Source organism: Stieleria varia (assembly GCF_038443385.1).
Lineage (GTDB): Bacteria > Planctomycetota > Planctomycetia > Pirellulales > Pirellulaceae > Stieleria > Stieleria varia.
The window spans coordinates 4,411,759-4,433,880 of record NZ_CP151726.1; the positions used below are offsets into that span (position 1 = coordinate 4,411,759).

Annotated in this window: 17 protein-coding genes; 16 read left to right on the forward strand and 1 reads right to left on the reverse strand. The window is 51.1% G+C overall.

Annotated elements, in window-relative coordinates:
• The first annotated feature begins 19 nt into the window (after nucleotides 1-19).
• The 3 genes from Pla52nx_RS14825 to Pla52nx_RS14835 are packed head-to-tail and all read left to right on the forward strand — an operon-like array spanning nucleotide 20 to nucleotide 3,048.
• Nucleotides 20-1,387, forward strand: coding sequence for an ABC transporter ATP-binding protein (locus Pla52nx_RS14825; protein ID WP_146521711.1), 1,368 nt, complete (start codon nucleotides 20-22; stop codon nucleotides 1,385-1,387).
• Between the two features lie 12 nt (nucleotides 1,388-1,399).
• The gene (locus tag Pla52nx_RS14830; RefSeq protein ID WP_146521712.1) at nucleotides 1,400-2,128 is read left to right on the forward strand and encodes an FkbM family methyltransferase; all 729 of its coding nucleotides are present in this window, start codon (nucleotides 1,400-1,402) and stop codon (nucleotides 2,126-2,128) included.
• Entirely contained in the window at nucleotides 2,125-3,048 is a 924-nt protein-coding gene (locus tag Pla52nx_RS14835; protein WP_146521713.1) for a hypothetical protein, read from the forward strand. The genes Pla52nx_RS14830 and Pla52nx_RS14835 overlap by 4 nt, the downstream gene beginning before the upstream one ends.
• A 14-nt stretch (nucleotides 3,049-3,062) precedes the next feature.
• Here Pla52nx_RS14835 and Pla52nx_RS14840 read toward each other — a convergent pair whose 3' ends face one another.
• Nucleotides 3,063-3,887 (reverse strand): IS5 family transposase, encoded by an 825-nt coding sequence (locus Pla52nx_RS14840; protein ID WP_146521714.1) that lies wholly within the window; start codon nucleotides 3,885-3,887, stop codon nucleotides 3,063-3,065.
• A gap of 173 nt (nucleotides 3,888-4,060) precedes the next feature.
• Between Pla52nx_RS14840 and Pla52nx_RS14845 the strand changes: the two genes are divergently transcribed.
• The 13 genes from Pla52nx_RS14845 to Pla52nx_RS14905 all read left to right on the forward strand — a co-directional run bounded on the left by Pla52nx_RS14845 (nucleotide 4,061) and on the right by Pla52nx_RS14905 (nucleotide 22,116).
• Nucleotides 4,061-4,912: a class I SAM-dependent methyltransferase gene (locus Pla52nx_RS14845; RefSeq protein ID WP_146521715.1), complete on the forward strand. Its 852-nt coding sequence runs from the start codon at nucleotides 4,061-4,063 to the stop codon at nucleotides 4,910-4,912.
• A complete protein-coding gene (locus Pla52nx_RS14850) occupies nucleotides 4,896-5,978 on the forward strand; it encodes a glycosyltransferase family 4 protein (RefSeq protein WP_197454840.1) in 1,083 nt (360 codons plus the stop codon). The genes Pla52nx_RS14845 and Pla52nx_RS14850 overlap by 17 nt, the downstream gene beginning before the upstream one ends.
• Before the next feature lie 179 nt (nucleotides 5,979-6,157).
• A complete protein-coding gene (locus Pla52nx_RS14855) occupies nucleotides 6,158-7,231 on the forward strand; it encodes a glycosyltransferase family 2 protein (RefSeq protein ID WP_146521717.1) in 1,074 nt (357 codons plus the stop codon).
• The gene (locus tag Pla52nx_RS14860; protein WP_146521718.1) at nucleotides 7,228-8,463 is read left to right on the forward strand and encodes a glycosyltransferase family 4 protein; all 1,236 of its coding nucleotides are present in this window, start codon (nucleotides 7,228-7,230) and stop codon (nucleotides 8,461-8,463) included. The genes Pla52nx_RS14855 and Pla52nx_RS14860 overlap by 4 nt, the downstream gene beginning before the upstream one ends.
• A gap of 93 nt (nucleotides 8,464-8,556) precedes the next feature.
• Nucleotides 8,557-9,504, forward strand: a complete 948-nt coding sequence (locus tag Pla52nx_RS14865) for a glycosyltransferase family 2 protein (protein WP_146521719.1) — start codon at nucleotides 8,557-8,559, stop codon at nucleotides 9,502-9,504.
• A gap of 254 nt (nucleotides 9,505-9,758) precedes the next feature.
• Nucleotides 9,759-10,556: a sulfotransferase gene (locus Pla52nx_RS14870; protein WP_342190408.1), complete on the forward strand. Its 798-nt coding sequence runs from the start codon at nucleotides 9,759-9,761 to the stop codon at nucleotides 10,554-10,556.
• Nucleotides 10,540-11,826: a glycosyltransferase family 4 protein gene (locus tag Pla52nx_RS14875; RefSeq protein WP_390620400.1), complete on the forward strand. Its 1,287-nt coding sequence runs from the start codon at nucleotides 10,540-10,542 to the stop codon at nucleotides 11,824-11,826. The genes Pla52nx_RS14870 and Pla52nx_RS14875 overlap by 17 nt, the downstream gene beginning before the upstream one ends.
• Nucleotides 11,823-12,773 carry a sulfotransferase family protein gene (locus Pla52nx_RS14880; protein WP_197454842.1) on the forward strand — a complete coding sequence of 317 codons (951 nt, stop codon included), beginning with the start codon at nucleotides 11,823-11,825 and terminating at the stop codon, nucleotides 12,771-12,773. Before Pla52nx_RS14875 ends, Pla52nx_RS14880 begins: the two co-directional genes overlap by 4 nt.
• 50 nt (nucleotides 12,774-12,823) lie before the next feature.
• The gene (locus tag Pla52nx_RS14885) at nucleotides 12,824-15,226 is read left to right on the forward strand and encodes a glycosyltransferase (RefSeq protein WP_146521723.1); all 2,403 of its coding nucleotides are present in this window, start codon (nucleotides 12,824-12,826) and stop codon (nucleotides 15,224-15,226) included.
• A 10-nt stretch (nucleotides 15,227-15,236) separates the two neighbouring features.
• Entirely contained in the window at nucleotides 15,237-16,223 is a 987-nt protein-coding gene (locus Pla52nx_RS14890; protein WP_146521724.1) for a glycosyltransferase, read from the forward strand.
• A gap of 128 nt (nucleotides 16,224-16,351) precedes the next feature.
• Entirely contained in the window at nucleotides 16,352-17,332 is a 981-nt protein-coding gene (locus Pla52nx_RS14895) for a hypothetical protein (RefSeq protein WP_146521725.1), read from the forward strand.
• Nucleotides 17,329-19,212 (forward strand): carbamoyltransferase family protein, encoded by a 1,884-nt coding sequence (locus tag Pla52nx_RS14900; RefSeq protein WP_146521726.1) that lies wholly within the window; start codon nucleotides 17,329-17,331, stop codon nucleotides 19,210-19,212. Before Pla52nx_RS14895 ends, Pla52nx_RS14900 begins: the two co-directional genes overlap by 4 nt.
• A gap of 228 nt (nucleotides 19,213-19,440) precedes the next feature.
• Nucleotides 19,441-22,116: a hypothetical protein gene (locus Pla52nx_RS14905; RefSeq protein ID WP_146521727.1), complete on the forward strand. Its 2,676-nt coding sequence runs from the start codon at nucleotides 19,441-19,443 to the stop codon at nucleotides 22,114-22,116.
• The last annotated feature ends 6 nt before the right edge of the window (nucleotides 22,117-22,122 follow it).

Sequence of the window (22,122 nt, forward strand, 5' to 3'; positions counted from 1 at the left end):
TCATCAATTTATTGAATTCATGACCACCGCAATCAAATTCGAAAACGTCTCCAAGCAGTACCGCCTGGGGGAAGTCGGCAGCGGCGCTCTTGCTGATGACCTGCATCGGATGTGGGCCAAGTTACGTGGCAAACCAGATCCAATGGCAAAAGTCGGGCAGATCAATGACCGGGCGGCTCGAAGTGACATGTCGCCAAAACGCCGCAAAGGATTTCGTTCGCGCTTCTTAGCCGGAGCTGACTCGGCAGCGGGATCAGAGTATGTTTGGGCTCTGCAGGACATCGACTTCGGAGTCAAACAAGGAGAGATCCTAGGGATCATCGGCCGCAACGGCGCGGGCAAGTCAACGCTACTCAAACTGCTCTCGCGTGTAACCGCTCCAACAGCAGGAGCGATCAGAGCAGTTGGGCGAATTGCAAGCCTGCTTGAGGTAGGAACTGGTTTTCATCCGGAACTAACCGGTCGCGAGAACATCTATCTTAACGGTGCGATTCTGGGAATGCGGCGACACGAGATTACTAAACAGCTGGATGAAATCATCGATTTCAGCGGCTGCGGAAAGTATATTGACACACCGGTGAAACGCTACAGTAGTGGCATGACAGTTAGACTCGGATTTGCAGTCGCAGCCCACTTGGAATGCGAAATACTTGTGGTTGATGAAGTATTGGCGGTTGGCGACGCAGAGTTTCAAAGGAAATGCATTGGCAAGATGCAAACGGTTTCCGTTAAATCCGGCAAAACTGTGCTTTTTGTCAGCCACAATATGGCTTCAGTCGAGCGACTTTGCCAACGCGGTATCCTGCTTGAACGTGGCGGCGTTTCATTTGTTGGGGATGTGTACGAAACGGTTAATCATTATCTTTCAAATAACGACTCAGCTCAGAGCCCTAGGAGACTGAGTTCAGATGAAGAACGGTCGGGCAATGGGGATGCTAAATTTCGAGAAATTTCTATTTACAGTGGGCAATACGAGAAGGCGTGCTCGATCCGATGTGGTGATTCGGTGAGACTGAGATTCAGCATTGAGAACACATCAAACCGAATGATTTCAGATGTAAGTGTCGGCTACTCCATTTCGACTCCACGCGGGGAGTCACTCGTGGTCGCGTACAGCGATTACGAAGACATTCGATTTAAATTGGTGCCCGGCTACAACACCATTGAGGTCACAACCGGTAGCCTTCCTTTAAATATCGGCACCTATCAGATTGGTTGTCGGCTTCTCGCAAACTCAATTGAGATTGACTGGCCCAAATATCCGGTTGCGGATTTGATCGTGGAAGGCGGTGAAATTGGAGGCATCGCCCGGCCTCCTCATAGTGGTCGAGGGCTAATCATGACCGACAACCAATGGACGTCAATACTCTCAGAGAATCTCTCATAAGATACCCATACTGTGTTATATCGACTTAAACAACATTTGAACCGCCGATTAAAAAGATCAACCGAAGCAGAGCCGAAATTGCGAGGTCGTATTTCTTACTCACAGGAAGGAGAAGATGTGCTTGTTTGGCGAATGATGGATCCCGATCACTCGCCATCGGTATACGTTGATGTCGGATGCAACCACCCTTATCACATGTCGAACAGTGCTTTTTTTTATGAACGTGGGTGGACAGGAATCGCTATTGATCCGAATCCCAGCTTTAAAGACGATTTCGAGCGTCTACGTCCCCTTGATCATTTCGTTAATTGCGGGGTCGGTGAGGAGGAAGCAACCCTAGAGTATTTCTACTTTGAGGAACCCCTTTACAACACGTTTGACAGCGCAAAAGCTGCAACTATTAATGGGATTCATTCTAAGCTTCTTCAGACTCAAGCGGTACCAATTCGACGGCTCGATTCAATATTGATTGAATACTGGCCCGAAGGTAAGCAAATACGATGGATGTCAATTGATGCAGAGGGCATGGACTTACAAATCGTCAAGTCGCATGACTTTGATTTGTTTCCCGTAGAGTTCATCTGCGTGGAAGTAAATTCGCTGGATTTGGAACGTGCATGCTCAGACGAAGTTGTTTGTGAACTAAGGTTTCGTGGATTCATTCCGATAGCTAAGCTTTGCAAATCAGCAATCCTAATAAATTCAACATTTGCCGATAGATGGGGACTTATTCGCAGATGACGCCTCCTATCTTATTTCTCATCTTCAATCGACCGGACTTGGTGGAGATCTCTTTTCGGGAAATTCGAAAAGCGAAGCCTAGTCAGTTGTTCGTCGCAGCTGATGGGCCGCGAGCGATCAAAGAAGGAGAAGCGGAATTGTGTGAACAAGCCCGGCGAATCGTTGATCACGTAGATTGGGAGTGCGAGATTCACACGCTGTTTCGCGACGAGAATCTCGGCTGCCGGAAAGCGGTCAGCAGTGCTATCTCATGGTTTTTCGATCACGTCGAGGACGGAATCATCCTCGAAGACGACTGTGTGCCAGAACATTCGTTTTTTCGCTTCTGTGGTGATATGTTGGCACGCTATCGCAACGACGAGCGAGTGATGTGCGTCACCGGAGACAACTTTCAAGATGGGATCGCCCGTGGCCGTGCGAGCTACTACTTTTCGATCTACAACCATTGCTGGGGATGGGCGACGTGGCGACGCGCATGGAATCATTTTGATCATGATTTGAAAAATTGGGAGCGACTACGCGAGACGCGTTTTCTTCAGAAGCTGATGCCACGCAAATCCGCCGACTATTGGACTCGAGCGTTCGACTCAGTATTAACCAATAAAGTTGATAGTTGGGCCTATATTTGGACTTTCTCTTGTTGGTCGCAAAATGGTGTTACCGCCACACCCAATCAGAACTTAGTTTCCAATATCGGGTTCGACACTCGCGCGACTCACACGGCAGATGCGACTTCAGCGTCTTCTAGGCTTCAGTCGCACCAAATCGCATTCCCGCTGTCTCATCCCAGTCGTGTTCGACGAAATCGTAAAGCGGATAGATACGTGGAAAAGAACAGCTTTGGCATCCAATTGCCCGACAGCTATTCTGATAGGGTTCAACGAAAGCTCAAAAAGCTTGTGTCAGGAACGAAAACCTAAACCAATCTTAGAACCTATCCGAAAACCCCGAGCCTGCTATAGACGAAGTAGGCGAAAGCGAGGTGAAGTCCGGCGATATGGTTTTGGGCTTTCTTATCCCATCGGATTAGAATTGATTGAAAGCGATTGAGCCAGCCATGAGTTCGTTCAGCAACCCACCGCCTTGGACGCTCCCCTGATTGCCGATCAAGCTCACGTTTTTCCTCACCTCGGCTACGAACGTGAGCGGTGTAGCCGTAGACCGATTCGATGAGCTCACGAATCGCGGCGGAGTCATAGGCTTTATCCAGGCACATGTTCTCCCAACCTTGAACTTCAGTCGCTGCGCGGTCGATGCAGTCTTCAATCGTTTCTTGTAAAAGCTTGGTATCGTGAACGTTCGCTCCGCCGACGGCCAAGCCAATTGGGATTCCGGTCGCGTCGGTTTGCACAGATCGTTTTGTGCTCAGTTTTCCTCGGTCAGTCGGGTATGTACCTGTCTTCTCGCCTCCTCGCGGTGCTTTGGTCACCGCTCCATCAACGCTTTGCCATTGCCAATCCAACCCGTTCAATTGGTCGCAGGTCTCGATCGCTATATTCGAAAGCTGACCAAAAATCCCTAGTTCAGCCCACTGCTGAAAGTAATCGTGAGCCGTACTACCGGGCGCAAATTCTGGAGGGATTGCGTTCCATTGGCATCCGGTTCGCAGTCGATAAAAGATGGCGTCAGCGACATCACGAAGGTATGCGCGTGGTCGGCCACCCTTCGGACTGACCGGATACTCTGGAAGAGATTCCATCATTTGCTCCCACATTTCGTCTGGCTTGCGATAATCATAAAAACTCCGTTGCCCATCCATGGCGGGCCCTCCTTGGGTTTGAGTAAGTACAAGTTACCAACTCAAGGACGGTCCGCTTGTTTCATGCCAAATGGGTTTTCGGATAGATTCTTAATCGCCTCATGAGTTGGGCTTGAAGTTGTACGAGCTAGCATCATCAATCTCATTGGTTTGAATACGAAACATTTAACGTCATGATCAGTAAAATTTCAGGCGGTCCAACCAACCTTCTTTTCACAACAAAAGTGCTCGGTAAGTATCATGTTGAGTATTTTGTCTGTAATGAGACGGGGTTCATTCAGACTGAGGATCCGTATTGGCTCGACGAGGCATATTCAGATGCGATCACAGCGCTTGACCTTGGATTAGTATCAAGGAATTTCGAGAAAGCGTCTTTGACGTCGAAAGTAGTAGAGAAATCGTTTCCCTACGCTTCGAAGTTTATTGATTACGGCGGAGGTTATGGAATGTTTACGCGGCTAATGCGTGATCGCGGTTTTGATTTCCTGCATTACGACACTCACTGTCAGAACTTATTTGCAAAAGGATTTGAGATCGAGGAGCTTTTGGCTCGTGAACGATATCGGTTCGATTTGCTTTCTGCTTGGGAGGTCTTTGAACACCTGGCGGATCCCCTTGCGTCACTTGATGAGATGCTGAACGTTGCAGACGCCGTGTTGTTCTCGACGGAGCTTGTGCCGAATTCAGCGATTCAATCGCCAAAAGATTGGTGGTACTTCACTCCGGAAACCGGACAACATATTAGTTTCTATACCACTGCTGCACTGGAGTACATGGCGGAAAAGTTCTCCTTAAATCTTTATTCTGATGGATTATCCAACCATATGTTGAGCAAGCAGAAAGCAGTTTCTGATCCTTTTCGAGAGAAGGTTCACCCGTCTGTTTCCTCTCGCGTTCGGAATCGGTTTATACGAAAATCGAAGAAACTAAAAGCACATAGAGCAAGTCTCCTGCAAGAGGATTTTCAACGCGCCTTGCGTCAACTCAACGTAGACATTGGTGCAAGTGATGCATGTTCTAATTGATGGACTGGTTTTTGAAAATAACTATCAGATTGGCATCTGGCGACTATTCTTCGAGATAATGTCGCGAACTTCACGCGATGTTCGCTACACATTATTGCTCGCCAAAAAGCCAGAGCAACCAATTCCCGAAGGAGTCGAAGTCGCGACTGCTTTTCATCGCAAAAGCATCAAGAAACATCAGGTTGCGGCACGCTGCAAGAGAAAGATTGATAAACGATTGGCGTCAAAGCGATTTCCGGACGCTATTTGGCATTCCACCTTCTTCAGTTCCGATCCTAGAACCAATGGGAAAAGCATTGTTACCTTATACGACATGATTGCAGAGCGATGTTTTCTCATGGGCGGAGAATGGTGTGAACAGCAACGCGTGGCAAAGTTGAATGCATTAAAGGCGTCCAGTGAAGTTTTGTCTATTTCTCATTCAACAGCGAATGAACTCAGACGGTTCTATCCCGAATTGGGGAGGCGTACCTCGGTGATTCCGATGGGATTCGAGCACATTCGAATTGATAAGTCGACAGAGACAGAGAGTTCCGCTGATCAGTATGCTCTTTTTGTTGGATCACGAGACTCATATAAGAACTTTGAAATTGTGCTGGAAGCGATTTCATCACCCGATTGGCCGAATGAACTTTCGTTGCGAGTGGTAGGAGCGCCAGTCTCGGAGTTGGAGAAATCGCTGATTGATTACTACTCGGTCTCTGGCTTAGTTAAGAATGACGGTCGTGTTGAGGATAAGGAACTAGCCAAGCTCTACCGAGGTGCGCATTGCTTTATCTTTCCCAGTCTGTGTGAGGGGTTTGGAATCCCGGTTCTAGAAGCTCAGGCTAATTCTTGCTTACCTGTATTGAGCGATACTGAGATATTCCGAGAAGTTGCTGGAGATGGGGCGATTTTCTTTAATCCACGTGATTCGAGAACGCTTGTTGAGGCGGTCCGGAGATCGCTCGACACCTTGCATCGGTCGTCTGTTATTGATGCCGCTGAGTCTAATCTGCGACGGTTTTCGTGGGATGATGCCGCTGCAAAGGTACTGGAAGCCTATGTCCGAGTCTCTGAAGAATAGGTTTGTATCCCGTTTCAGTAATGACGATTGATCTTAAACTTATCGAGTGGGATTCCAGGTATTTCATGCCGAGTAAAGGAGCAAACTTGGGTGAGTGTTTCTTTAAGATTGATCAATTCCTCGACATTAACAAGCTTGGTTAATTCAGTGAATCTAAGCTCAAGTGTTGTAAGAATGCGATGAACTCCCCACGTGTATCAATCTGTCTTCCAAATCTAAATAACCGTGCATTTTTACCTGATCGCATGGAGTCAATCTATTCGCAGACTTTGAGAGATTGGGAGCTGATTATTGTTGATGACTTTTCCTCAGACGGCGCTTGGGAATTCTTTCAGAAATGCCAAAAATCGGACAGCCGGATTAGTTTGTTTCGTGGCCCTAGAAAAGGCTTGTATCCTGGCTGGAATGATGCGATTAGGCGAGCAAGAGGGGAGTTTATCTATATTGCTACGAGCGACGATACAATGTCGGCGGACTTTCTAGAGAAGACAGTGGATGCACTATCAGTGCATCGTGATTGCGAGCTTGCGCATGCAGTGATTCGGCCGATTGATGCGGAGGGAAACGACATCAATCTCCATTATTATCACTCAGGTGCTTTCATGGCGAGTAGTGGAGACCTATGCAAGTTTCCGCATGTGCGTGTTGCACCGTTTGATGGTCTTATGCACTTGCTCGGACACACAGTGTATTTATCAATCACACAGCTGCTGATGCGAAGATCCCTGTTTCAGCATGTTGGCTATTTTTCTGATCGTTGGGGACCAATCGGGGACTTTCATTGGGCCATGAGAGCGACGTTGGTATCGAACACGATTCATGTTCCCGATACTTGGGGAAGTTGGCGCATTCACTCTTCGCAAGCGACGACAGAACGCAAATCGGATGATCACCAAAAACGTATTCAGATGATGATCGATGACGCGATTCAAGTTTCTCGAGGCAAACTACCAGGAGATCTTAACACATGCATCGATCGCTGGGCGGACTACTTTTTGGTTAAGCATGGATGGTGGAACACAGGTGAAGGCAGGTTAGCAAGGCTAAGGTTGATTGTTCATGACTTTCTTTCGGGGAGCCTCGCGGCTCGTCACTACGTCGCGCACAAGCTTGGATTCGGCCGCATGTGGGAAATGAACGATATCGATTTGATTCGGTCGATCTGCGCAAGCGTTGGAATTAAAGAAACCCTCATCAAGTGCCCCAAGGGAAACCGGGATCAGAGCCAGGACTTCATAGCAGAACGTCGATGAGACCAAGCATCCTTTTCGTCAGCCACCAACAGCCTTGGCCGCTAAGCAGCGGCACCCCCGTACGGATTTACCATATTCTAAACGCTCTGCTGGAGGACTATAGCGTAACCCTTGTGACCGCAACGTCCAAGAATGCGGGCGATTTAGAGGAAGAGTGTTGTCCGCTGTATGCGAAGTGTGAACGTGTCATTAAGATTCCAGCCTTTGAATTTCGGCACGCGCTTGACCGGTCTTTTGAATATTTTGCGTCAGGCCGTGAGCGTTTGTCATCCTTGATTTCGTCGTCGCGGCCCAGCATTATTCGACGATGGGACTCAACCGAGTGCGTGAACGTTCTCCAGCGTTTGAACGCTGAAGAGCAGTTTAGTTTCGTTTGGTGTGAGCGATCTTATATGGCGCAGCTTGCTTTCGATGCAGGATTGCAGAACATTGTTGTTGACTTGGACGACGTTGAGAGTTTAGCTATGCGGCGACGTCTAGCTGTGTCCAAATGGTCTTGGTCCAAGTGGGTAGATCACATAGAACTGTACAAACTGACCCGTTACGAACAGCGATTGCCCACCCTTTATCGACGCGTCGCGGTTTGCAAGAGCGACGATGTTCAGCATTTTCCTCGAAGCAGAGACCGCGTAGTCGTTATCCCGAACGGAGCGACCGCGTGTGCGGAAGCGATTCGCTCGCACGAACAAGATGGCAATCTGCTGTTTGTAGGATTGATGTGTTACGAACCAAACTGTGACGCAGTAAAATTCTTCAGCGATGAGATTGCGCAACACCTAATCAGAGAAGGATCGAGATTTAGCCTTAATATTGTTGGACGAGACCCGAGTGCTGAGGTTCAAGGGTTGCATGACGGCGAGCGATACATCGTCCATGGTGGGGTACCTGACTTGAGCGATTACTACAACCGAGCGTCAGTCGTCATTGCGCCGATTCGACTAGGTAGCGGTACCTGCCTGAAGGTTCTGGAGGCATTGATGCAAGGCAAGGCAGTTGTTGCAACAACGGAGGCATGCGCAGGACTGGAGCTTCGCCCTGGCATTGACGTATTTATCGCTGATTCACCACAAGAGTTTGCGACTGCTTGCCTTGAGTTGCTGAATGATCCGGTTGCAAGGGAAAGGATCGGACGCTCGGGTCGAGCCCGTGTTCTCGATCAATTCGACTGGTGCAAGATCGAGGCAGGCGTCAAAGAGATTGCTGAGAATCTCATGCATGAAGATGAGTCTTAGTCAGCAATTGATTCGCACCGTTGATGTATTGTGTTCGAGTAGGCATGCTTGTGTAGAGTTTGGCGCAAGCTCGTATTTTTCCGTATCTAGCTTATGACTACTCTCGAGTACTGTGTCGTAATTCCTGCTTATAATCGTGAGAGTCAAATTGGCCGCACACTGGAAGCTATCTTAAAACAGCGAATCCCTCCCGTCGAGATTTGTGTCGTAGATGATGGGTCTATCGACGGCACGGCAGATGTAGCGGCGAGTTTCGGGCCTTCAGTTCGCGTAGTATCGGTATCGAATGGTGGCCCAGCAAGTGCTAGAAGAATAGGCATAGCTGAAACCTCCGCAGAATGGGTCCTACCCTGTGACAGTGACGACGTTTGGCACGCGCACTTCATTGACGATTTGATTGGATTGCATCAAGAGTTTCCAAATGCTGGTCTGCTCTTTGTAAATTTTCGGATATTGGGTCCAAACAACGAAGTGTTGCTCGCAGATAAACTCGCGACTGCTCCAGAGGAATGGCTTAAATATACGGAGAATAATTCTCAGCATTTTGATCTTGGCAAAGAGGCCTATGTGCCTTTGCTTCGGTTTAGTCCAATCTTCCAGTCTTGTGTTGCCTTTCGCCGATCTCTGTATGATGAGATCGGCGGAATTGATCCTGTCGTCGCAAGAATGCCAGCGGAGGACGCTCATTTAACGAAAAGGCTTGTGGCACACACTCAAACGGTTGGAAGCAGGCGTGTAGGTGTGGATATCCACCGTGAAGGAGATAATTTTTCGAGCGACTTTCCGCGAATCGCGTACGGAAGTTGGTGGATTTTGCGAGACCTTTGCCAGCGCCAATTGGTTCCCTCGCGTTTCATCGAGGCAACGCGACAAGAGATTGAGCGACGAGCGCCGGGCGTTGGCCACCTACTTTTCGCGATTCGAGACTATGACTCAATGAATGATGTTCTGAAAAGCGTTCCATTGTTCCAGCGAGATTGGAAGCTCCAATTGAAAGCAGCGATCGCAAAAGCTGCTCTCCTGTTCGGAAATGGCAAATAACGTTGATAGGCCAACTCGTTCGCAAAATGGTTCTCGCAATCGGTCGGCGCTGTCTCCAAGATCGCGAGTTCCGAGATGAAATTCGTCAAGAGCTGGACTTCCTTGCTCGAAAACCACCTGTCTCGATGGGAACGCGTCGTCAGAGTCCTTACGTCATAACCCAACTTGACCGACGCGAGCAACGGGGCGATCTAGGGTTCTCGCCTCTATTCATCAGCAGCCGTTTTCGTAGCGGGTCCACACTGCTGTGGTCCATGTTACGCACCATGCCAAAATGGACGGCATTCTATGAGCCACTTAATCCACGCTGCTGGTTTGATCCCGCTCGAAGAGGAGACTGGGTCGACTCGACACATCGTCGAATTCCAGATTACTGGGCGGAGTACGAAGACTTGGACATTGATCGCATGCGCTCGCTTTGGAGCAGCTCGTGGGATCGGGTTGATCTTCTGCTGCAGAGCGATTCTTACGAACCGGATTTGCACGCATATCTGTCCGCAATCATTTCACATTCCGACCAATGTGTTTGCTTGCAATTCAATCGTGTGGACTTTCGTCTGACATGGTTGCGTGAGAGTTTTCCTGGATCACGAATCGTTCATTTGATTCGCAACCCTCGTGATCAATGGTGTTCAACGTATCAACAAACTGATCCACCCAATCACTCTGCCAATTTGCTCGATCTTGAAAGATCGGATGAATTTTATCTTCGGATTTGGGCAGAGGATCTACAGCGGACTTTTCCTGCTCTTCAATTGTGGCCAAATGCGCATCCTTACCAATTGTCGTATGCGATATGGCAGTTGTCATACAGCTACGGATTTTCCAATCGTGATTTTGAGATTCGTTACGAGGACCTTGTGCAACAACCAAGGTCTGTTGTCGAAAGCATGATGATTGCGACCGGTCACCAAGTAGCTGAGCAGTGGCAGCCACCGGCGGTTGACGATCGATCAGTGGGGCGATGGATGCGATATGCGGACGATAATTGGTTTTGTGAACGCGAGCAAGAAGTTGACGAATTTCTCGATCGCTATGTATTTGAGAACTGACTTTGTGCAGAGACATCGGAAAGCCGGACGACAGAGACGAGCCTTGCTTCGCGGCAAGGTTGATGTGGTGAATTTCAAAGATAACTCTGTTCGTATCACGCTTCTCAGTGAAATCTTTCCGCCAATTCACGGTGGCAGTGGAAGATGGTTTGCAGAAATGTACCCTCGTCTCACCAACGCGGATGTCACATACATCGTAGGGAACCACCCTGATGCAAAGACACTCGATATCGAAAAGGGCTGGAAAACTCATCGCTGGGATTTCGGTTGGCACTTCAACGGTATCGAAGATGTTTCACAAATGGGCAAGCACCTGAAAGGGGCTTGGCGTCTGCGACGTTTTTTGCAACGTCACCCAACCGATCAACTCCATGCCGGACGTCCGCTCAGCGAGGGATTCGTTGCCGCAATGGCGTGCCCCAAGCACACCCCCTTGGTTTGCTTTGTCCACGGCGAGGATGTTTCCGTCGCCAAGACAAGTCGGCAGCTCACATTGGTCACGCGTTGGACTTTGTCACGCTGCAGTCGTCTGATCGCGAATTCGAAAAACACACAGTCCATGCTGCAAAACGAATGGAATATCCCCGAGGACAAAATTCTGCTCATCCACCCCGGCGTCAATTGCGGCCAATACACCACTGCTGTGGACCGAGATTCTTTGCGAGAGAGCTTGGGCTGGGAGGGACGACTTGTTGTCCTAACCGTCGGACGATTGCAGCGTCGCAAAGGGCAGGATACTGCCCTCCACTGTGTTGTGAAGCTCAGGGAGCGTTTTCCAAATCTGCTTTGGGTCATTGCGGGTAGCGGTCAAGACGCAGAATATCTTCGTGAGTTAGCTCAGCGACTTGATGTCCAAGCAAACGTTCGTTTTCATGACTCACTCAATGACCGGCAACTGCAAGAGATGTATCGAGCTGCTGATATCTTTGTTCTGCCCAATCGAACCGTCGGCCGAGATATCGAGGGATTTGGGATCGTATTGCTGGAAGCACAAGCCAGCGGCTTGCCTGTGATCGCTGGTGATTCCGGAGGCACGATCGATGCTGTTTCTGATGGCGTGACGGGGCACGTCGTGGATTGCTCAGATATTGAGAATCCACGTGATTTGGCAGAGAAACTGACCAGACTTCTTGAATCAGAAACACAGCGGATTCGTTTCGGCCAAGCTGGCGTCCAATGGGCGACAAGTTTTGATTGGGAGAGGGTCGCCAATCGAGCCTGGCAAGAGTTTGAGACTCTCGATCGGCAAACTCAAAGGAAGCGATCGTGACAGAGAGCGAGATTTCCGTTCATGTCAGTCAGCCAACTCCTGTTTTCGTCCTTGGCTGTCCAAGGTCAGGAACGACATTGGTGGGAGGATTGCTGGGCGAAACACAATGGGGCGCTGCGGTTGAAACGCAGTTCATCCTCAAGTATTTCACGATCGCAAGCAAAATGAACCTGAACGACAGGAGCGACTTTCAACGCTTGGTAAAGTCGATCGTTGCAGAGCGAGCCGTGAAGCAATGGGGAATTCAATGGGACATTGAGCAGTTATTCGAATCGACAGAGCATCGCAACTACGCGGGCTTAGTCAACCGTATTTGCCAAACGCGTTCCGACCAGATGGGAGTGACCAGTTGGGCAGATAAGACGCCGCATTACTGCCTCAGTCTTTCACGGATCGTGTCGTTGCGGGAGATGTTTCCGCTCGCGAAATTTGTCTTTGTGATCCGAGATGGTCGAGACGTTGCCAATTCATTGCTGCAGAAGCCGTGGGGACCGAACAACGTTTATCAATGCGCTGAGTACTGGCGTGCATGCTGTGAATCTCTGATGGAGGCGATGAGGTTGTGTCCAGATGATTGTCGCCTCATTCGGTACGAACAATTGCTTCAGCATCCTGAAAGCAGCTTGAGAGAATTGTTTAAGTTCTTGGACGTTCCCGATCCTGATTCCATGGCAGCAAAAAGCGCTCCGCTGATGGATGGTAGCAAAGTCGGGCAATGGAAACGCCGGATGAGCGCTCGTCAGGTAGCTGTCTTTGAGAAGACTGCCGGAAACTTGCTCGCCGCCAACGGCTATGAAACTTTACACAAACAAAAACCGATCGGTTACGGATCTCAGATGGCCTATCGAATACACGACAGGTGTAAATGGCTGGCGTTCATGTTTCGCCAAAACGTTGTCGACACCATCAAGATTCGCTTCTTTGGTAAGCAACCGTTCGCTGAGTAGCGCCGGATTCAAACTCTCTGTTGGGCTGCCACTCGCGTCCAGCGTTTGACATGAAAGTATTTCTTTTTGTCTGCATCGTCTTGGTTGCATGGCCATATCTGGGTTATCCCGTATGGCTGTGGCTTTTGAGTCGAATTTTAGGAGAGAAGAACGAAGCTATTAACGCATCGGAAAATCTTCCTACCGTAACACTGATTATCAGCGCGTTTAATGAGGGACCGGTTATCCGACAGAAACTTGAGAACCTGTTGGAGCTGGATTATCCGACTCATCTCTTGGATGTCATGGTGATTTCAGATGCCTCCGACGATGGCACCGACGACATTGTCAGAGAGTTTTCCAATCTTGGTGTCTCACTTTATCGTCAGCAGGCTCGGCAAGGGAAATCGGCAGGGCTTTCCGCGTTTGCGCCGTTGGCGAAAGGAGATTACTTGCTCTTCAGCGATGCCAACGCAATCTTTGATCCGTCGGCAGTTTCCAAATTAATACGCCATTTCTCGGATTCTAATATTGGCTACGTCGTTGGTCAGCAAAAGTACGTGACGGAGGATGGAAACGACGTCGGAGAGTCAGAGGGCCTTTATTGGCGGTACGAAACTTGGATCAAGCGACATGAATCTCTGGTAGATTCAGTAGTCGGTGGCGATGGTGCAATCTACGCAATCCGGAAGGAGCTATTTTCCCCGCTACGATATGACGACATCAACGATTTTGTAAATCCGTTGCAGATCATCTCCAAAGGATACCGCGGCGTCTACGAGCCGGACGCAGTTTGCTACGAGCGGGCGGCGGGATCATACGAAGGCGAGTACCGAAGAAAGGTCCGGATCGTCAATCGCAGTATTCGGGCGTTGTGGCGAGTTCCGGTCGTCATGAATCCTTTTCGACACGGACTGTTCTCGTTTCACGTCATCAGCCATAAGCTGCTTCGTTGGTTTGCTGTCTTCTTTATGCTTGGGGCTTTTGCCTGCAATCTGTTGTTGGTGGTGCAGTCTCCGGAAGTTTTCGTCCGCATCCTGATGGCTAGTCAAGTCCTGATTTACACATTGGCGGCAGTAGGACTCATACCCGCTATGCGTAAGTGGAGAGTTGTGTCGGTACCGTTCTACTTCTGCTTAGCGAATCTAGCAGCAGGCTGCGGCGTGCTTGCCTATTTCATCGGTAAGCGATATGTGACGTGGACGCCTGATCGCGGCGAGGCAGTGTCGCGACCAAGTTTGCGTTCGGGATGGCTGTTGTGGCTCAGTTACGCGGTTGTCATGTGCATGCTGGCAAGTGTTTTTTTTCGCCCCCTGGAATGCATCGTTTCCAGCGGGGCCATTTTGTTTTTTGCCTACGTGATCTATCCGCTCCTGATGTGGTGCTGGCCCAAACGAGTTCGAGACACTCTTCATCAAGAGTTGCCCACGCTTGCAGTTTTGATCCCCGCCCACAATGAAATCGACTCGATCGATACAAAGATCGAGAACACACTAGCTCTGAATTATCCCACCGAGCTGCTTTCCATCTATGTCGTCGACGATGCCAGCGACGACGGCACAACTACCGCCCTGCATCGATGGCAAGATCGAGTCCATACTTTGAGTTCGGCTGCGCGTTCTGGCAAATCAGCTGCGATAGCGCGGGCGGTCAAACAAATCGACTCGGAGGTCATCTTGTTAACAGATGCCAACGTGCTTGTAGATGAGCACGCTGCGAAACGACTGGTGCAGGTGCTTTCTCAGCAGGGTGTCGGCTGCGCGACTGGGAATGTCGTCTTGCACAGCGAATTCGATGCCATGAAGAGTGAAGGTCGGTATCAGTCTGTTGAGGTTCGGCTGCAGGCATTGGAATCCGGCGCAGGTTCAGCGGTTTCTGTTGACGGAGGCTTGTACGCGATCAGACGAGAGAGCCTTGTGTGTCCTCCGGCAAACACAATCTTGGATGACTTTGCCATTTCCGCGCACCTAATCAACCGAGGTGCGGCCATCGCAGTAGTTACCGACGCGTTTGCACATGAAGCTTCTTGCTCAAATCTGAGTCAGGATTTCAAGCGTCGCATTCGACTTGGAGAAGGAATCAGCCAGACCCTAAGACTCGGAGTATTTCCGTCGCCAAAGTTTCCCATGATTTTTTTTCAGTTTATGTCGCACAAATGGCTGCGATGGATGTCGCCGTTCGTGATCTTGGCAATCGTGCTTTCGTTGTTGCAGATGGCGATCGATTACCAAATGACAAGTGAATTTGCATTAGGAGTAGCGGCATTGCTCGCTGTTGCGGTTGCAGGCGCCATGCTGCCAGGAGTGCGCAAGTTTGCGCCGTTCAGCATTTTCAGCTACTTACTGGTCGTTATTTTGGGGATGGCATTGGGTATGCTCAAAGGGATCGTTCTCAAACCATCGCCGACGTGGCAACACGCCCATCGGTCGACGATGGCCGACCCTGCCAAGCTCAACGCGTCCCAGAGCCTGTAGTCGAGCTGCAATGAGAGTTTCTGTTGTCATTCCGACGCTGAATGAAGCTGAATATCTTCCTCAGTGCCTGCGATCGCTCAGCGAGCACGGTGGCGACGCGGTGACGGAGATCTTTGTGGTCGATGCTGGTTCGTCGGATGATACGGTTGCTATCGCCGAAGCAGCCAACGCAACCGTGCTGAAAAAGGAAAAAGACACCATTGCGGGACAAAGGAACCTCGGAGCCGCGATAGCGACAGGGGATTTGCTCGCATTCCTAGACGCAGATTGCACGATCAATCCAGGATGGGCGGAGAATGCGGTCCGCCATTTTGCGGACCCCCACGTCGTTTCCGCCGGAGCTCCTCCAGACATTCCAGATAACAATACGACTTGGGTTCAGCAAGCGTGGAGTTTCTTAAAGCGAAAATCTCAGCCGCGTCAAATGGACGTGAGTTGGTTGGCCTCTGCCAATGTCTGGGTTCGCAAATCAAGCTTCGATCAAATTGGCGGATTTGACGCGAATCTTGAAACCTGCGAGGACGCTGATCTTGGCTTTCGTTTGAACCGTTTGGGACGCACGATTTCCGATCCGGGCATTTCCGTGCAGCATCATCGTGAGCCGCGAACACTCACGCATTTCTATAAGAAGGAAGTTTGGCACGGAAAACACAGCTACGACGGTTTGCTAAAAGGCAGGTTGACTCTTGCGGAAATCCCAAGCCTGGTAACACCGTTTTTGTTTGTGGGATCCTTCGTATTGATGGTTGTCGGGATTTTGACAACTGGCCCTTGGGGTCATTGGATCTTGCTCACTGGCATCGCGGGACTTTTTGCTGCGCCAGTTGCGTACACATTGCGCGCGGTCCTCAAGAAGGGACAGTGGTTGAGATCGCCACAATATTTGCTTGTCTATTTTGTCTATTTTGCTGCGCGTGCCGATGCACTTGTACGAGCCTGCTGGCGATTGATAGTCTCGCCGTTTCAGTCAAAAACCGCAAAGAATCACGCAACATAGCGTTCGCCGACTGATCGTTGCCTTTAGAGCTTTGTGCAATTCAGCAGATCGCTAGCGAGCGAGTTGGCGACTGAGAATACCTCACAAGTTTCTCCAGCACAGAATATCAACAGATTTCGGGTAATTCATTGAGATTTGTCGTCACAATCGACACGGAAGAAGAGTGGGATTGGCAGGGCGGGTTTCCCGTGCGGGAGTACTCGGTCGAGAACATTGCGCGTCTGGATCGCTTTCACGATCTGTGCCAGCGATTCGGTGTGGCAACGACTTACTTTACGAATCACGCCGTGTTGGACAACTCCGCCGCCGCGTCGGTGATCAAGGGTTTTTCGCAGACAAACAAAACGGAAATTGGGATGCATGTGCATCCATGGCTCACGCCTCCCCTGGGTGACTCAGGCCCGAACGACTACAACACGCGCGAGATGTCCTTTCTGGAAAACCTGCCTGGGACAGTCGCTCGAAAAAAGCTGGAAACCACGTACCAGCGGCATCTGGATCACGGTTTTTTGCCAACGAGTTTCCGCGGCGGTCGCTATTCTACGGGGCGTGTCACTCAGGAGTTCCTGCTTAAGCATCGCTTTTTGGTGGACGCGTCCATATGCCCCTTCAGCACTTGGGAAGATCGCGGAGCCCCAGACTATCGTTATCAAACCGAACAACCAACTCGGATTGGTGACAGTAACGACGCGAACGCGACTCCACTGTGGAGTCTTCCGCTGACGCGTGTCTACTCCCGACGGCCCTTTTTATTTTGGAATTCGATCTTCACGGGAATTGAACATTCCTGGATTTCCAAGCTGCGCCTCATAGGAATCCTGGAGGCAACACGGATTGCACGTCGTATTTGGTTGAATTTTGAAACCGAAAGCGCCGAGCGGATGCTCTGGTTGATCCAAAATGCCGCCCGATTGCAACTTCCCTATTTATGTTTCACCGTTCACAGTTCATCCTTGTCCGTCGGACCGAGTCCCTACGCTCGTTCGCAGGATCAGGTGGATCGCATCTTCGATGGGATCGAGCGTACGTTTCAACTGCTGAACCGTCTTCCTGAATTTGAACCATCGACGATTTCTGAAATCGCGATCGCATTGGAAAAACAAGCATGAGAGTTTTAGGAATTAGTCCTTTGGACAAGGACGCGACCGCTTCATTCGTCGAAGACGGAAAGATCTTGTTTGCCTGCGGGGAGGAACGCCTCTCCCGCACCAAGCTGCAGGACGGCTTTCCGTTTCGGGCGATCGAACTGGGGCTCCAGCAGACGCAGTGGTCATTGGACTCCATCGACGTCGTGGCTTACTCCTTTTTTGACGGAGACACAGAAACCAATCTGATGCGACAGGCCATGCAGCAGGACGAACAGTTCCATGGTGCCTCGGATACTCAAGCCTCCTTGGACGAATTGGCCAAGCTGCGTAAGTCAGGCTATCACCCAGATTTTTCGATTCCAATCCCTGGCCTGCAACCGTCTGAGGAGATCCTGGCACCCAAGGCGTGGCACAAACGCAAGCTGTACAGCCTATCGGGCTACTCACCGAAGATGGACGCGAGACTGCACCGACGCAACTTTCGTCATTGGGTACGAGACGCATCGGCGGACCATCACTTGCGGACCCAACAGTTGACCGAAGGACTGACCAAGCTTGGGTTGTTGTCCAAGTTGCAGCGATTCAACCACCACCTCTGTCATGCTGCCAATGCTTTCTACTGCTCTGGATACCGCGATGCGTTGGTGATGTCGTTTGATGGATACGGTAGCGGCAACTGCGGTGCCGTCTATCGGGGCAGCGCGGATGGTCTGGAAAAGCTGCACGAGTTCTCCTTTCCCAATTCGCTCGGTCAGTATTACGAGTACGTCACGTCCGCGTTGGGCTATCGACCGGGACGCCACGAGGGCAAGATCGTGGGACTCGCCGCGTACGGTAATCCCGAAATCTTGGGACCGGTGCTTCGTGAACGATTCACCGGAATGGACCAAGGGGACATCCGAATCCGAGCCGCGACCAATTTTTACTTCACACGGTTGCTGGCACAATCGTTCTCCAAACGTGACATGGCGGCTGCCTACCAAACCGTGTTGGAGGAGGTTGTCAAACAGGTCGCTGGCTTCTGGGTGGATAAGACCGGTCTTTCCAATGTCTGTTTGTCAGGGGGCGTGAATGCCAACGTCAAGCTGAATCAGCGGATCCACGAATGCGATGGCGTTGAGTCGGTTTTCGTTTACCCCAACATGGGCGATGGTGGATGTGGAACCGGGGCGGCGATGCTGGCTCTGGATCCGTCTCAGCGGCCGACAACGGTTTTAGAAAACGCTTACTTGGGACCTGAGTACAGTGACGACGAAATTCAGGCCGCGTTGACTGCGTCTTGTCTGGCATTCACCAAACATGAGAACATCGAAGATGTGATCGCGGAACACTTGGCAAAGAATCACATCGTGGCGCGTTTTCATGGACGAATGGAGTATGGCCCTCGGGCACTGGGAAACCGCTCGATTTTGTACCCCGCCCAGGATCCAGAGGTGAACCTATGGCTGAATCATCAGTTGGGCCGGACGGAGTTCATGCCGTTTGCGCCCGCCGCATTGGCCGAGGAAGCCCCGCGATTGTTCAAGAACCTGGAGGGATGCGAAAAGACGGCGGAGTTCATGACCGTCACGTTTGACTGCACCGACCAAATGAAATCGCAATGTCCGGCTGCCGTCCATGTCGACGGGACCGCGCGTCCTCAATTGGTCAGCGAACGAACGAACCCCAGTTTCTACAAGTTGTTGAAGGCGTATCACGCGTTGACGGGCGTCGCCTCGGTAATCAACACGAGTTTCAACATGCACGAAGAACCGATCGTCTGCTCGCCGGATGACGCCATTCGTGCGTTTCTTGATGGCAGAATCGATATCCTAGGAATCGGTTCATTCTTAGTGCCCCACCCAAAGATCGACGAGATCGAAAAAGAACGCCGGGCCGAAGCCCTGACGGCGTCGTCTTAGCGAGTGTATTGAGACAGGTTGTCGAGCAAAGTTGACTCGTTTAACGCCAAGCCGCAGGCGACAACGTTCCGGCTTGCACAAAATGATTATGTGCAAACACAGCCTATTAAAAACACAGTCGCCTACGGCTTGTCGTTAAACGATTGAATTGCATTGCCGCCAACCCGGGGCAGGCGATTGTGTCTGGGCAACACTCCAACTCATGCTAATCTCACACCCACTGGCCAAATGATCGCCGCTAAGCAGCACGGAAGCTTTTGTCTTCGAGAGGTTGCTGGAATCGACCGATTCCAGCAACCAGTTTCGGTCGGAATCCCATTTTCCGACGAGAACTGCACGCTTCCGACACATATCATCGATGAGGCAGGCAAGCACACCGCGTGTCAGTGCTCGGTGCTATCCAAGTGGGCGTCTGGGCGTCCGCGTTGGGTGCTGATCACCGCATGCGTAGACATTCTGTCACATTCGGCCTCTGAATTCTGGTTGTCAGATGACCATCCCGTCAGTGCGAGTTCCACTCACACGCACGAATTGGTTGCCAAAACGTCAGCGTCGAGTCTGCCATCCTTGTTGTCTGTTGATCGCGATGCATTTGCGTCAATCGGTACTGAGCTGTCGGTCGTTCGACAGAACGGCGAATCAATGGTGTTGCAGATTCAGCATAGTGACCAAGTCGCCGACGGTCCGGTTTATCGAACACTCAGTGTGACGGGGAACCTGGGGGCACGGCGTCCGATTCGATTCATCATCCGTGCGACACACTACAAGCCGGCTGGTTTGTTCAAGGTAGAGCTGACGCTGCACAATCCCAGACGAGCTGAACACCAAGGAGGGTTCTGGGACTTGGGTGATCCACAATCGGAGCATGTCGAATCAGCAGTCCTCTCGTTCTCGTCAGACTTTGCTGCCGACCGAACGCTCCATTGGAAAGAACAGCAGGACTCTCAGTGGATGCATAGCGACCTGAAAAACTGGTCACTTAGTCAACTCAACAGTGGCGGGCAACGATGGCAAAGCCGCGTGCATGTTGACGCCCAAGGCAATGTTCTGTCGGGATCGCCTGGTTACGAAGTCACGTTGGATGGAAAAGTGACGCGAGGAACACGTGCCGCACCAACGGTGCAGCTCCAGGATCACCGGAGTTGCCTTGCCGCAACGATGGTCGATTTCTGGCAAAAATTTCCAAGCGCGATGGAGATTGACGGTTCGTCAATCAAGACACACCTGTATCCCAAACACGCGTGCGGTGCCATGGAGCTACAGCCGGGCGAACAAACCACGAGAACCGTTTGGCTGAGTATCGCTCGTCCAGATTCGCGGCCTGATGAACTGGACTGGGTGCATTGCCCACTGGTGGCTGTTCCGACCGAAACCAGAATGCGAGAAACGGACGGACTGGAATGGGTTGCCTCCATTCCCATTGGACATTTCGGTAACAGCTCCATTGTGGGGCATAACGTTGAATCTCTGGCAAGTACAGCTGGTGCAAGCGAGCGCGTCGACGCGAAAACACCGCGACAGTCGATCGCGACGGACGCGGATTTGTTGGAAGAGATGCTGTCGGGCGATCGCAACTTTTTCTGGAAGCGAGAACAGATCGACGAATACGGATGGCGAAACTACGGTGATTCCTGGGCCGATCACGAGGAAGCTTATTCAGAAGACCCCAAGCCGGTGATCTCCCACTACAACAATCAGTACGATTTGCTGCAGGGCTTGCTGCGTCAATATTTAAGAACTTATGATCCGCGCTGGTGGGCGTTGGCTCGGCCACTGGCGGAACATGTGATGGACATCGACATCTATCACACGGAGAAAGACAAGGCCGCGTATAACGGGGGCCTTTTCTGGCACACGTCGCACTACCGTGATGCAGGCTTGGCGACGCACCGTACGTACTCTCGTCTGATGACGGGGGACAAGCACCATGTCAATGGTGGCGGCCCCAGCAATGAGCACAACTACACGTCGGGGCTCTTGCTGTACCATCATTTGACAGGCTGTCCTCGCGCTAAAGAGGCGGTCTTGTCACTCGCAAATTGGGTGATTGCGATGGACGATGGCTGCCAAAGCGTTCTCGCTCCAGTCAGCTCGCTGCCCACCGGGAACGCGAGTTCGACATCCGACCCCGGCTACCACGGACCGGGGCGCGGGGTGGGCAACTCAATCAATGCATTGATCGATGGCTGGCAACTGACCCGTGAGCCACGCTATTTGCACAAATGTGGTGAATTGATTCGCCGTGCGATCCATCCAGAGGATGACATCGCTGAGTTGAATCTGCTGGACGCCGAATTGCGTTGGTCCTACACGGTGGGACTGCAGGCGGCAGCTCGCTACGAGGCAGTCGTCGGCGACACAGATCCCGAGTTGTGCGAGTACATTCGTGCCAGCTTGATTCGCTTTGGTCGTTGGATGCAACAGAATGAAAGTCTTTATTTGAGCGAACCAAAGGTTCTAGAGTTCCCTACCGAGACTTGGGCGGCTCAAGACATGAGAAAAGGCGTGACGATGATGATGATTTCCCGCTACCTGCCGAATTCGGAACGCCGAGCGATGCACGATGCGGGAGTCGAGTTCTTTGCCAGCGCACTGCAGCAACTTCGAGAATTCCCCACACGCAACGGCACGCGACCGTCAGCGATCGCGTTGCAACAGTTTCCGCTAGCCGATCATTTCCAAGCAGATGCCGATCAATCACGAAAAGTTGAAACCACACGGAGCGATCGGCAATGGCCCGACAGGTTGCCACTGAGGACGCAAAAGCAAGATCTGAAATCTTCGCTACGATCTCCATTGGGTCTCTTGAAATTGGCAGTCCGGGGCTTGCGTCCTTCACCATGGATGAAGACGATTCCTGAAACGCCAATCGGACGTCAGTGGCGAAATTGGATTTCACAATAGCCGCAC